The sequence below is a fragment of the Herbihabitans rhizosphaerae genome, from assembly GCF_004216555.1.
GTDB lineage: Bacteria > Actinomycetota > Actinomycetes > Mycobacteriales > Pseudonocardiaceae > Herbihabitans > Herbihabitans rhizosphaerae.
Map to the genome: position 1 here is coordinate 598,143 of NZ_SGWQ01000001.1, position 12,803 is coordinate 610,945.

9 protein-coding genes and 1 riboswitch are annotated in these 12,803 nt (G+C 69.4%); of the genes, 3 read left to right on the forward strand and 6 right to left on the reverse strand.

From position 1 onward, the window contains the following. The first annotated feature begins 3 nt into the window (after nucleotides 1–3). Nucleotides 4–612: a TetR/AcrR family transcriptional regulator gene (locus EV193_RS03125; protein WP_130342396.1), complete on the forward strand. Its 609-nt coding sequence runs from the start codon at nucleotides 4–6 to the stop codon at nucleotides 610–612. 23 nt (nucleotides 613–635) lie between these two features. Further along, nucleotides 636–842, forward strand: a riboswitch (cobalamin riboswitch). Nucleotides 843–963: 121 nt separating this feature from the next. After that, nucleotides 964–3,237, forward strand: a complete 2,274-nt coding sequence (gene metE / locus EV193_RS03130) for a 5-methyltetrahydropteroyltriglutamate--homocysteine S-methyltransferase (RefSeq protein ID WP_130342397.1) — start codon at nucleotides 964–966, stop codon at nucleotides 3,235–3,237. A 4-nt stretch (nucleotides 3,238–3,241) separates the two neighbouring features. Here the strand turns inward: metE and EV193_RS03135 are convergent, their stop codons facing one another. Both EV193_RS03135 and EV193_RS33615 read right to left on the reverse strand, forming a co-directional pair. Continuing rightward, nucleotides 3,242–3,733: a MafI family immunity protein gene (locus EV193_RS03135; protein ID WP_130342398.1), complete on the reverse strand. Its 492-nt coding sequence runs from the start codon at nucleotides 3,731–3,733 to the stop codon at nucleotides 3,242–3,244. Continuing rightward, on the reverse strand, nucleotides 3,733–8,208 hold the full coding sequence (locus EV193_RS33615; RefSeq protein WP_207222465.1) for an EndoU domain-containing protein: 4,476 nt from the start codon (nucleotides 8,206–8,208) through the stop codon (nucleotides 3,733–3,735). Before EV193_RS33615 ends, EV193_RS03135 begins: the two co-directional genes overlap by 1 nt. Before the next feature lie 361 nt (nucleotides 8,209–8,569). Between EV193_RS33615 and EV193_RS03145 the strand changes: the two genes are divergently transcribed. Beyond that, nucleotides 8,570–9,220: a hypothetical protein gene (locus EV193_RS03145; protein WP_130342399.1), complete on the forward strand. Its 651-nt coding sequence runs from the start codon at nucleotides 8,570–8,572 to the stop codon at nucleotides 9,218–9,220. 24 nt (nucleotides 9,221–9,244) lie between these two features. Here the strand turns inward: EV193_RS03145 and EV193_RS33620 are convergent, their stop codons facing one another. From EV193_RS33620 to EV193_RS03165, 4 genes are all read right to left on the reverse strand, one after another. Continuing rightward, on the reverse strand, nucleotides 9,245–9,685 hold the full coding sequence (locus EV193_RS33620) for a hypothetical protein (protein WP_207222466.1): 441 nt from the start codon (nucleotides 9,683–9,685) through the stop codon (nucleotides 9,245–9,247). A 126-nt stretch (nucleotides 9,686–9,811) separates the two neighbouring features. Further along, nucleotides 9,812–10,378 (reverse strand): TetR/AcrR family transcriptional regulator, encoded by a 567-nt coding sequence (locus EV193_RS03155; protein WP_130342400.1) that lies wholly within the window; start codon nucleotides 10,376–10,378, stop codon nucleotides 9,812–9,814. Between the two features lie 51 nt (nucleotides 10,379–10,429). Next, a complete protein-coding gene (locus tag EV193_RS03160) occupies nucleotides 10,430–11,890 on the reverse strand; it encodes an alpha/beta fold hydrolase (protein ID WP_130342401.1) in 1,461 nt (486 codons plus the stop codon). Between the two features lie 132 nt (nucleotides 11,891–12,022). Further along, nucleotides 12,023–12,742: a helix-turn-helix domain-containing protein gene (locus EV193_RS03165; protein ID WP_130342402.1), complete on the reverse strand. Its 720-nt coding sequence runs from the start codon at nucleotides 12,740–12,742 to the stop codon at nucleotides 12,023–12,025. Between the last annotated feature and the right edge of the window lie 61 nt (nucleotides 12,743–12,803).

The window sequence follows — 12,803 nt, forward strand, 5'->3', positions numbered from 1 at the left end:
GTCGTGACAGTAAACAAACCTGGGCGGCCGAGCAAGGCGGTCGAGCGCAGGGCGGAGATCCTCGACGCGATGGCCAGGGTCGTGGCGCGCAGCGGGCTGGACGACGCCACCGTGTCGGCGGTGGCCGACGAGGCGGGCATGCAGCGCACGCTGGTGTTCCACTACTTCGGCGACCGGCCCGGCTTGCTCGCGGCGTTCATCGATGAGGTCGTCGGCGGATACGGCCGTCGCATGCTCGGCGCGGAGCACCTGTCGATCGAGGCGCGGATCGACCGCGCCTTCGCCCCCGGTTTCTACGCCAACCGCGACGACCTCGTGGTCTGGACCGAGTTGGTCGCGTTGGCCGCCCGCGACGACACGGTCCGCGATCGGCTGCGGGTGCTCTGGCTCGACGTGTGGCTGCCGGAGGTCGAACGACAGCTCGCACTCGCCGCCCCAACCGCGACCACGGCCGCCGTCGGGCAGGTCGCCTACGGATTGACCTGCCTGGTCGAAGCGCACTGGGCATTCGTGTTGCAAGGCGTGGACGCGCCGAAACGGCGGCGACAGGCTAGGGCGGCGGCCCGGCTCCTGCTCGCCGGTCTGCCTGTTGAGACGATTCGCACAGGGTGACGGCACAGATGGGTGAATCGGCTACGTTCGAGGGTGCCGATGGTTCACCTTCTGGTTCGGTCAGAGGGTGAGGCAAGAGGGAACCCGGTGTGAATCCGGGACTGCCCCGCAGCGGTGAACGGGAACGACCGCCGTCACGAAGCACTGGACGCGAGTCCGGGAAGCGACGGCCAGTAGGCAAACGCACGATGCCCGCGAGTCCGAAGACCTGCCATTGGTACACGCGCCCGCCGGGCACGTGTGGAGTCCGGAACCGCGAGGGACGGTTCATGCGGACACGGTGGCCCAGCGCCGCCTGCTCGCGTGCCGCCTCTCCCCCGGGCTCACTGGCCCGCTCGCGAGGAGAGAGCTGTGCACGACAAGCCCGCCATTGGTTCGACCGTCCTCGGCTACCCCAGGATCGGCCCGCATCGCGAACTCAAGCGCGCGCTGGAGGCGTACTGGTCCGGTCGCGCCGGCCCAGACGCAGGCCCAGACGCGCTGGCCGACACCGCTCGGGAACTGCGCGCCGCGACGTCGATCGGGCTGGCCGAGTCGGGCCTGGATTCGGTGCCAGGCAACACGTTCTCCTACTACGACCACGTGCTGGACACGGCAACGCTGTTCGACGCCGTGCCGCGCCGGTACCGCGAACTCGGTCTGTCCACAGTGGACACCTACTTCGCGATGGCGCGCGGCCGCGATCAGGTCGCGCCGCTGGAGCTGACCAAGTGGTTCGACACGAACTACCACTACCTGGTGCCCGAGATCGGCCCGGACACCGTGCCGCGCCTGGTGGGCGACAAGCCAGTGGCGGAGTTCGCCGAGGCGCTGCGGCTGGGCGTACTCACCCGCCCGGTGCTGCTCGGACCGGTGAGCTTTCTGTTGCTGGCCAAGCGATCCGCCGACGCGCCGGAGGACTTCGCGCCGCTGGACCTGTTGGACCGTCTGGTCGACTGCTACGCCGAACTGCTCGCCCGGCTGGACGCGGCGGGCGCTGCCTGGGTGCAGCTCGACGAGCCCGCGTTCTGCGCCGACCGGAGCGACGTGGAACTGCGCGCGCTGGGCGACGCGTACGCGCGGCTGACCGCCCGGCGGGACCGGCCCGCGATCCTGGTCGCCGGCTACTTCGGACCGTGGGGTGACGCGCTGCCTGTATTGGCGGACACCGGAATCGAGGCGGTGAGCGTCGATCTGGTGTCCGCGCCCGAGACGGTCGACCAGATCGCCGGCATCGCGGGCCTGCGGGACAAGACCGTGGTGGCCGGCGTGGTCGACGGTCGCAACGTGTGGCGCACCGACCTGCCGGTGGCGCTGTCCCGGTGCGTGTCGCTGCTGGGGTCGGTCGGCGAGCTGGCGGTGTCCACGTCGTGCTCGCTGCTGCACGTGCCCTACGACCTGAACCTGGAGACGCGGCTCGACGACCGGCTGCGCGAGCGGCTGGCGTTCGCCCGGCAGAAGGTCGCCGAGGTGGCCCAGCTCGGACGTGCGCTGCGTGACCCGGACGCGGCACCGCTGTCCGCCGCGGTGGCCGGACCGTCCGGCCGGGACGATCGGGTGCACGCGCGGATCGCGGCACTGCGGCCGGAGCATCTGCGCCGCGCGCCCTACCTCGCGCGGACCCAGGCTCAGCAGGCGCGGCTGGACCTGCCGCCACTCGCGACCACCACGATCGGGTCGTTCCCGCAGACGGCCGAGATCCGTCGCGCCCGAGCGGACCTTCGTGCCGGACGGGTCGACGACGACCGGTACACCGAGTTGATGCGCGCGGAGATCGAGCGCGTGATCCGGTTGCAGGAGCGGATCGGGTTGGACGTGCTGGTGCACGGCGAGCCGGAGCGCAACGACATGGTGCAGTACTTCGCCGAGCACCTCGACGGGTTCGCCGCGACCGAGCACGGCTGGGTGCAGTCCTACGGTTCGCGGTGCGTACGACCGCCGGTGCTGTACGGCGACGTGTCCCGGCCGGCGCCGATCACCGTCGAGTGGAGCGGCTACGCGCAGTCGCTGACCGACAAGCCGGTCAAGGCGATGCTCACCGGGCCGGTCACGATCCTGGCCTGGTCGTTCGTGCGCGACGACCAGCCGCTGGCGGACACCGCGCGGCAGGTCGCGCTGGCGCTGCGCGACGAGGTCCGGGATCTCGAGGCCGCCGGCATCCGGATCGTGCAGGTCGACGAGCCGGCGCTGCGCGAACTGTTGCCGCTGCGTACGGCCGACCGGAGCGCGTACCTGGACTGGGCCGTGTCCGCGTTCCGGCTCGCCACCTCGGGAGTCGCTGTCTCCACGCAGATCCACACCCATCTGTGCTACTCGGAGTTCGGCGATGTGATCGACGCGATCAACGCGCTGGACGCGGACGTCACCACGATCGAGGCGGCCCGGTCCCGCATGGAGGTGCTGGACGACCTGCGGGCCATCGGGTTCGATCGCGGCGTCGGGCCGGGCGTCTACGACATCCACTCGCCTCGGGTGCCGGACGCAGCCGAGGTCACCGAGTTGCTCTCGGCGGCGGTGCGCGCCGTGCCGCGCGAGCGGCTGTGGGTGAATCCCGACTGCGGCCTGAAGACCCGGGGCTACGCCGAGGTCGAGCCGGCACTGCGCAACCTGGTCGCCGCCGCACGCCTTGTGCGGGAAGGGAAGTAGCCGACTACCCCACCTTGAGGAACACGCCGGTGAACGGTGGGTCCGGGGCGACGAGCCGCCACGCCTGGCCGGCCGGCTCCCGGAACCACCGTTCGTCGAACGCGGCGATGTCACCGTACCGCTCGCCGACCGGAACCTCGGTCAGCGAGCCTTCCGTGACGGCGTCACGGATCCACTTCTCGAACCGGGCGAACTCCGACGCCGACTCGAACCCGTGGATCTCCTCCCACTCCCGGACGACGGTGCCCGCGCCGCCGTTGGTGCCCGTGGCGCCGGCGAAGTACGCCGCGACGGCGGTCAGCCCGGCGAGCGACTCCTGGTCGATCTCCACCTCGTACTCGTCTAACTGAGTGCACAGGTTCTCGTAGGCGACACCGAGTTCTCCGGCGTCGATCAGCTCGCCGACGCTGCGCACGTCGGACTCCGGCAACTCGCCGCCGACACGGTCGACGACCTGGCGCAGCACGATCTCCGCCTCGGCGTAGGTGCCGGCCATCACGGCACCGGGTGAGCGGTGATGATGCCTTCACCGCCGGGTTCGACGATCACTTTGATCTTCACTCCGTCTCGTGTTCCGATGACCTCGTAGCGCACCGGGGCGCCAGCCTTGGTGTGCGTGGCACCGGGCTTTCCGGTGAGCTGCGTCCACCGCAGCGTCGGGTCGGTCGCGATGTCGGACACCACGCCCAACACCTTGTCACCCGTCCACCCCTGAGGGAACGGTGTCTTGCCCGGCAGCCCCGGCCACAGGTGCCCGCCGCCGGTGCCGTCACCGAACAGGATGTGCTTGATCCGCGCGGGGCTGACCAGGTTGACCCAGGGCGTGCCGCGGACGAAGCTACCGCGTGCGGTGACCCAGCCTGGGTCGACACGGGGCACGACCACCTGGTTGCCGCCGCCGACCAGCCTGCGCTGCGGTGCCGCCGCACCCTCGTAGAACGTGGTGCCCGGCGGAACCTTGATCTCGACCCAGTTGGTGGCGTTGTTGCCCCACTTGGGATCCAGCGCACTGTCCACAATGGACTGAGTGGGGCCGGCCGGCTTCTCCCTGGTCCAGAAACCGCCGATCTCCCGTGCCGATCCGCCGAACACCCGGTACAACGTGGTCGGCTTGTCCGACACGACGCCTCGATAGCTCCCGCCGCGGAACGTGTCGGCGGTGCTTGCCGGCAGCGGGCCCTTGGTCAACGGGCCGTACTGGACGACGCGCGGCGCCAGGGTGTCGACGATGGCGCCAGTGCCGTCCACGACGAACCGCGGCTGCGGCCGGACCGGCTGGGTGTACTGCGCCGCCCGGTCGCCGTAGATCCGGCCGCGGCCGAGAACTCGGTTGATGAACGAGAAGTCCGCCGCGCTGGCGGCACCGAGGCTCCTCGGCTTCGTGCCGGCCTTGGTGAGTGCCTCGGCGATCTTCGACCCGACATAGACCGCCTTGCCGGCCGGCGTGGTCGGCCGCTCCACCATGATCGGATCCAGCTGGGCCGCGGCGTCGGCCTTGGCGCGCAGTTCGGCCATCGACCGAGGCTGCTCGGTGTAGGAGATCGGGTTGCGCGGCGGACCGAGCGGCTTGCCGTCGACCCAGATCGGGTCCTTCGGGCTCTTGCGGAACGCCCGGTCCTTGGCGGCCTGCTCGGCCAGCGTGGGCGCGTTGTCCCGGAACGCCGGCAACGGGTTGGACTTCGGCGACCCGCCGGCGGTGGGCTTGCCCGCGCCCTCCGGGACGTAGAGCCCGGACGGCGTGCGGGCGAACCCGGTCGGGTTGTCCGGCGCGTACAGCCCGGACGGCCTGCGGGTGAACCCGGCCGGCGCACCCGGCACGTACAGCGGCGACTTGCCTGCCGCGGCGGGCCGCGCGGCGGCGGCGGGCACGGTCGCCTTTCCGCCCTTGAGCGCCTTCAACGGGGTGAACAACAGCACGGTGCCGATGTCATTGGTAATGGCGTTCGCGCGGTCGTTCTTGTATTCCGGGGAATCCCACGGCGCCTGGAGCGGATTGCCGTCGAAGAATCCCCGCCGGCCGGCACGAACGTCGTCCTGGATGAAGTTCACACCGGTCTTGCGGACACCTTCGACGATTCCGCCGAGGAACGGCTGATTACGGACGATCTTTCCCCACAGGTCCTCGGTGGGTTGACCGTTCGCGTCGACCTTGGTGTTCCACCGGTCGGCGTACTGCCACTCGCCCGTCACCGCCGACTTGGCCAGATTGAAACCGTCCTCGTAGATGTAGTACTGATTCCGCACGAGGGCGCCGGCGGCGTGGGGCAGCGCACCGCCCAGGTTGCGGCCGACGTCCCCGAGCAGCTGCCGCGGGTCGTTGCGCAGGTCGGCGGGGACCTGCGGCCGAGTGGGCGGCGGCTGCTCGCTGTTCCACCGGAACAGGTTGCCCAGCTCCTGGCCGAGGGCGTCGGTGAAGCCGTCGGCCACGAACTTCGGTACGGCGATCGGGCCGAGCGGGATCGGCCTGTTCTGCTCGATCGCCTTTCCGATGAGTTCCGTGGCGAACTTGTCCCGGTCCGCCTGCGAAAGGTCGGACTTGTGCAACTGTTCGGCGAGGACAGTCGGGTCGATGTGCTCGGGAAGGCGTGCTTTCAGCTGGTCGACCGTCTTCGCCCCGACGAAGATCTCGTCGATGGTCTCGGCCAACTGCGGATTGCGGGCACCGAATTCGCCGGCCCACTGTTTCGGAGTGGAGTAGTCCACCCGCGTCCCCGCGACGAAATCGGCATTCGGACCGAGTGCGGAATCGCCTTGCGGGTTGAGGCGCTTGGCGAACGGACCGGTGTAGCCGTCCCATTCCGGCGCGGCGGCCGCGGACCGCAGCGCGCGGGAGATGGCACCCGGGTTCTGGCCGTTGTTGCCCAGCCACACCTGCTCGTTCGGCGCACCGCCCGCCAGCGTGTCCGCGACCGTCTTCCGCGCCGCGTCCAACCGGCCGGCGGAGGCCTCGAAGACACCGCGGTAGGCGTCGACCGACTTCGGGTCGAGCGTCGACGCCTTGCCGGCGATGCCCGCGGCGATCTGGCTGTCCAGGTTCAGCGCTTCCGCGGTGACCACGCTGGACGCGGGGTCGAGCACGTCGGTGTCGTGCCCGTTGATGTACCCGGGGACGGCGGCACCGGCGATGCGGTCGTTGCTGATCTTGCGGGAGGCCGCGTCGAGGCCCTCGTCCAGTCCCGGTCGCGCCTCGCCGCCGGCCGGGGTCAGCAGCTCCTTCGGCGTGTCCCAGGTGGCCGTCTTGCCGTTGCGCAGCCGGGCGACGCCACTGCCGACCGGCCCGCCGTTCGACCCCGCATCCTCGGTGGTGACCTGCCCCTTCTTGCCGATGATCGGCCGCTGATAGCCGGCACCAGCGACCGGCTTGCCGTTCTGGTCGACCTGCGGGGCATAGGTCTGGTGGGACAGCTCGCCGTTCTTGTCGATCGCGGTGACGCCGGAGTGTGACGCCGCGTTGGTGCCGCCACCGGTCACGGTCTTGCCGCGCGAGGTCACGCTGCGCTCGAAGCTCTTGTTGTTCTTGCCGGACTGCTGCAGTCGTGCCCCGTTCGGCCCGGTGGAGCCACCCAGCTCGCAGATGCCGTCGTCGCAGCCGCCCTTGGCCGAGGAACCCTTGCCGTCACTGACATCCGCGCCGGCCTTGCCGCCCTCGCTCACCTGCGCGACGTAGGCGCGGTTGCCCTCGACCCTGCTGCTGCCCTTGACCCGGGTCGCGCCCTCGGACTTGCCGCCGGCGGTGGCGCCGGTCTTCTCGTTGGTCGCCCGGTGCTCGGTGCAGCCATCGCAGTCGGCCTGAGCCTTCTTGGCGTCGATCTTCGTGCCGCCCTTGCCGCCCACCACGGTCGCGGTCTTGGCGCCGAGGCGGGAGTCCTGCCGGGTCGTCTTGTCGCCCGGCGACGTCTCGAGCTTGTCGTCGGTGATCGACGTGCGGCCGCCGCCCTTGAGGTCGACCTTGGCGCCGCCCTTCTTGTTGGATCCCGTCGGCGAGCAGTCGTCGCCGCAGTCAGCCTTGACGCCCTTGTTGTCGACGGTCACCGTCGACTTGCCGGGCACCCGGAGCGTCGTCTTGCCCTTCTTGCCCTCGTTGTCGCACGGCCCGGAGCCGCAGTCGCCGGTGATCGTCCCGTCGGTCTTCTGGGTGACGCTGCTGCCGGAACCGGTGTTGGTGACCGACTTGTCGCCCGAGCTGACCGTGTGCCTCGGCTTCCTCGTTCCCGGATCCCGGGTCACTCCGGCCTTGATGTCCTTGCCGTTGGAGCCCTTCGCGGTGGAACCCGTGTCACACGGGCCGATGCAGAAGTCCTCGTCGGTCTTGCCGTCGCCGCCGGTGGCCCGCGTCGTGGACAGGTCGTGGGTCTTCACGCCCCACGGGGTGCCGTAGGTGAGCGTCTTGGTCTCGGCGTGTGCGGTGTCCTTCTGACTTCCCGGCGGCGGGGCCTTGTCGCCGCCCTGCTGCTTCGTCGGCTGCCTGGTCGTGGCCGACTTGCCATTGGTGTTGGACACCGGGCGCACGACGCCGGCCTTGCCGCCGGGGCTGTTCCTCAGTGCCGCCGCCGCGTGCCCGGGGTTGACCGGCGCGCTCGGGGTCTTCGTGCCAGCGTTGGCCGTGTTCACCACGCCAGCCTTCCCACCGGGGCTGTTCCTCAGCGCCGCCGCCGCATGCCCGGCCTTGTTGACGGGGGTGCTCGCGGTCTTGGTGCCCGTGCTGGCGGTACTCACCGCGCCGGCTCGCCCGCCCGGGCTGTTGCGAAGCGACGCGGACTGGCCAGCGTTCGCAGGGGTCTTCTTGTCGCCGGTGTTCGCGGTGCGTGCCGGACTCGCGGCAGCCGTCTTCGTACCGTTGGCCGTACCCGCCACACCGGCTTTCCCACCTGGGCTGTTGCGGAGGGACGCCGCAGCCGCCTTGCCATCCTTACCAGCGGTGTTGCTGTCCGTGGCGGTGGTCTTGGTAGCAGCGGTCTTCGCACCAGCCACACCAGACTTCCCACCCGGACTGTTCCTGAGCGACGCCGCAGCCGCCTTGCCATCCTTACCAGCGGTGTTGCTGTCCGTGGCGGTGGTCTTGGTAGCGGCAGTCTTCGCACCAGCCACACCAGACTTCCCACCAGGACTGTTCCTGAGCGACGCCGCAGCCGCCTTGCCATCCTTACCAGCGGTGTTGCTGTTCGTGGCGGTGGTCTTGGTAGCGGCAGTCTTCGCACCAGCCACACCAGACTTCCCACCAGGACTATTGCGAAGCGACGCCGCAGCCGCCTTGCCATCCTTACCGGTCGGCGTACCGGACTTGCCGCCGGCGGGTGTCGCGCCCTTCTGACCGCCGCTGGCAGTCGACTTGGTGACCGGCCGCGCGCCCGACTTGTCGCCCGTTCCGTTGGACGACGTGGATCCCTTGCCGGCGGCCGTCGTCTTCGCGTTCTTCGTCGTGCCGTTCCCGCCGCCCTTTGCGGGACCGCTCGAGGCCGTCGAGGTGGACTTCTTGTTGTTGGCCGTCGATGCCGTCGCCTTCTTGCCGCTACTGGACGACGAGGTCGGTGTCGACTTCTTGCTGCTGGCGGTCGATGCCGTCGCCTTCTTGCCACTGCTGCTCGAGGACGAGGACTTCTTGGCGCCGCCACCGGAGGGCGTGGACTTCTTGGCGCCGCTGCTACTGGGCGCCGCCTTCTTACTCGCGCCGCCGCTTGGCGCTGCGCCCTTCGCCGCCGCCACCGCCTGTGGGGCGTTGTTCGTGACCGCGGAGCCAAACAAGGTGATCACGATCGCCGCGAACGCACCCGCGAGCGAGTACATCAAGATCCGGCCGAGTGAGAGGGACCCGCGGCCGCGATCAGCCGCGAGTGCCGTCCCCGGCGCGGGCCCGAGATGTCTCGACAGATCCGCGTTGCCCCACAGTCGGAACAAGAACCAGAGGAAACCTGCGGCCAGAACGACGCACCAGATGAGCGGGAACAGTAAATACCAATCCATGACGGTATTCCTTCGCGGCTAAATGACGTGCACGGACGGGACGGCGCTACCGCTTGCTGCAGATCTTCTTGGCGGCTTTCTTGCTCGCCTTGTGCACCACGTGTTCCGAGTTCTTCTTCGCGATGTACTTCACCGGCTTGACCGTCTTCTTCTGGACCGTGCAGGTGCACACCTGCTTGCGAATCGGCTTGCGCACGATCCGCTTGCGCTGCACCGCCGTTGTCGCCTTCTTCGCCGGCGCCTTGACCACCGGCGGCGGTGGCGCGGGCGTGGGAGGCGGCGCGGGCAGCGGGCCGGGTACCGCAGCCGGCTGAACCGGGGCCGGTGCCACCGGAGCGGGCGCCGCGGACGCCGGTGTCGGCGAGCCGAACCAGTTCAAGGTGATCGCCGCGGTCATCATCAGCCCGAATACCGCGAGGGCACCGACGATCCACGCGGTGATCGACATGCGGCTGGGTGCCGCTTCGGGTTCGCTGCGCTCGTGCACGACTGCCTCCTGGCTCCGGTCGAACAAGCTCGGCGAATCGTGCGTGCGTGCGGTTACCTCATGGTCAAGAGGCACCATGAACTGATCATGAAAACTCGCCGAAGAGCGCCTTGACCTGCGGCTTTGTCAGTAATGGCGAATGCCGGCCAGGAGGGTTCGGGCCCAGGGTGCGTCGACCTGATCGACGCCCATCGCGATCAGTGCGTTGCACAGCAGGCCGCGGGCGAAGAAATTCTGGATCGCCGCGTCGTCCGCACCGGATACCGCCCGCACGTATTCGACTTCCTTGGCGTAGGTGTCGCGAATCGCGGCGCCGATGGCGGGTTCGCTGGCCGCGCACTTGGCCTGGGTGAGGACCAGCAGCAGGTCCTTGTCGACGATCAGCCGCGCATAGGCGCCGCCCAGCGCATGGAGCACGGCCGCCGGGTCGCTGCCGTTCGCGGCCGCCGCGGCATCGGCGAACACTTCGCGGATCCGCAGCGAGCAGTGTTCGATCACGGCCACGAACAGCGCTTCCTTGTCCGGGAAAAGCCGGTAGACGTACGCCTGGGAAATGCCGGCGGCCTTGGCCACCTCGGTCGTCGTCGTCCCGTAGTAGCCACGCGCGGCGAACGCCCCGATGGCGGTTCGCAGAACCGTCTCGCGGCGTTCGTCCGCGGTGGAAAGTCGACGACCGGTGGAAGAGCTGCCCATGTGACTAATCAATCACTTACTGCCCGCCGGCCGCAAAAGGAACGGTGTCGGTCAGTCGGTGCAGAGCGTGCCCGGCGCGGGCAGCCGACGGTCGACCATGTACACGTCCACGGCCTGCCGCACGCACGGCGACAGCTGGTACATCGAGTAGTCCTCGCCGTCACGGGACAGCACGACGCTGCCGGGCAGCGTGGCCGACAGGCCGAAGCCCCACGAGTAGGCGGCGGAGGACTGGTGGGTGGACTGGACGATCAGCGCGGGCGGCGCGTCGCGCACCGGCTTGGTGACAGGTTGGGCGGCTGGGGCCGGCCAGCCCTGGCAGCCCGCCACGGTCCGCCAGCCGAGCACGGCGCCGCCGAGATGCGGGGACAGCTGCTTGGCCATCCGCGCCAGCTGGGTGAACTCGGCGAAGTTCGTGGCCGCACGCGGGGTGTCCACACAGGAGTGGGCCTGCGCCTGGACGAAGTCCAGTGTCTTGTCGTTCACGCGGGTGAAGCCCGACGCGTCGCCGTCGATCGCCTTCTTGATCACCTGGGCCGCCTTCGGCCAGTAAAGCTTGAGATTGAGCAAGTCCTGCATGGCCGAGCGGATGTCCTCGCCGTTCACCGTGCGGCCGGGGACGGTGGTGGGGATGGGCTCGCGGTCGGCCCTGGCCACGAGCTGGTCGAACACGGCCGCCACGTCCTGCCCGGCCAGCACGCACGTGGCGTCGGTGCGACACCATGCGGCGAACCGGTTGAACGAGTCCTCCGCCGCGCCGATCTCGCTCGCCAGTCGAGCCGCCGGCGGCAGGCTGTCGTCCAACGCGCTGTCGGTGAACAGGGTGCGCAGCCGCCCGGGGAACAGCTGGGCGTAGGTCTTGCCGAGCACGGCGCTCCACTCGATGCCGTACCAGTCGAGCTGCCGTTCACCCAGCCCGATCCGGACCGCCTCCATGTCGCGTGCGGTGTTCGCCAGATCCAGGTTCGCCAGCAACGCTTTGTCCTCGCACGCCGCGGCGAGCGCCCGGTTGTTGTCCACCAGCGCCTGATACCCCGCGTCGGTGACCGGGAAATGTGTCACCCCCGGCGCGCGCTGCGGCAGGCCGCCACAGGTCGTCGGCGTACTGTGGCCGATCCCGCGCGGGTCGACCGCCACGAGGTCGAACCGCTTCGCCAGCACCGAGTCCTGGATGCCGCCGTTGGGCCCCAGCGCGTAACGCAGTTGCTCGATGCTCGACCTGCCCGCGCCGTTGTTGAGCATCAGGCTGCCCACCCGCCGCGCCGGATCGTCGGCCTTGCGCCGAACCAGCGACAGCGAGATCTGGCCCGATCTGGGACGCTCCCAGTTCACCGGGACCTGCGTCGTGCCGCAGTCCAGTCCCTGGAAGTACGGCTCCTGGCACGGCTGCCAGCTGATCCGGGTGGACGTCGGAGCGGCCTCCTGCGCGGCTTCTTGTGCGGTGGCCCCTGGCACCGCCCCCAGCATCGCGGCAGTGGCCAGGCCGACGGCGGCCGACTTGATAGCGATCATCGCTTCCCCTCGTCATGAATGGTCGATCACTTACAGTCTGACCTAGCTGGTCCAGCAGCACTCGAAGCTGCACGCTCAGGTCATTGAGTAATTAACCACTCATACTTTGCCCTGTCAACCGAAACCCAGGTGTCACGACGGTTCCGGAAGGGTCCCCTCGAGGAGTGCGTTCAAGCGCCGCAGGACGTCCAGTTGTGCGGGGTTGTACAGCTCCACCAACCCCTGGAGGACGACGGGACTGCTGAGGGCCCCGCTCGTCGCCACGTCCTTCAGTGAGGGGTGTTCCTCGAACTGGCGACGCACCATCGGCGCGTAGTTCTCGGCCAGTCGCTGCCTCGTGGCCTCGTCGGCGTCCGCCGGCAGTCCGTCGAACTCCGCCTGTACCGGGGGTCGGGGTGTCGAGTGCAGCTTCAGCAGCGTGGTCATCGCCGTCGCGTCGAGCACTCTCGAGTAGACCATCAGCCACGAACGCTCCACCTCCGACAGGTCGGCCACGTTCCCGTCGAAGCCCGGGGGCAGGTCGACGAGGCTGCGACGTCGCAGGATCAACGCCAGCTCGTCCCGCATCCGCTGTTGCCGTTCGATGCTCGCCTTCAGCTCGGCGTCCAGCGCGCGCAGCGTCCGCTCCGCGTTCTCGTCCGACTCCCGCATCGCCGGGATGTCGGACAGCGGCACACCCAGATCGACGAGCCGGCGGATCCGCAGCAACCGGATCAGGTGCGTGACGCGGTACCGCTTGTACCCGTTCGCCGCTCGTTCGGGCTCCTCGAGCAGTCCGATCCGGTGGTAGTAGCGGACGGTCTTCAGTGTCGTGCCGGCCAGTTCGGCCAGCTCACGTGTGCTCCAGGCCATCGATCGCATTGGACACCGTGCCCCTGGGGCACGGTCAAGCGTTTGACCGTGCCCCGAGGGC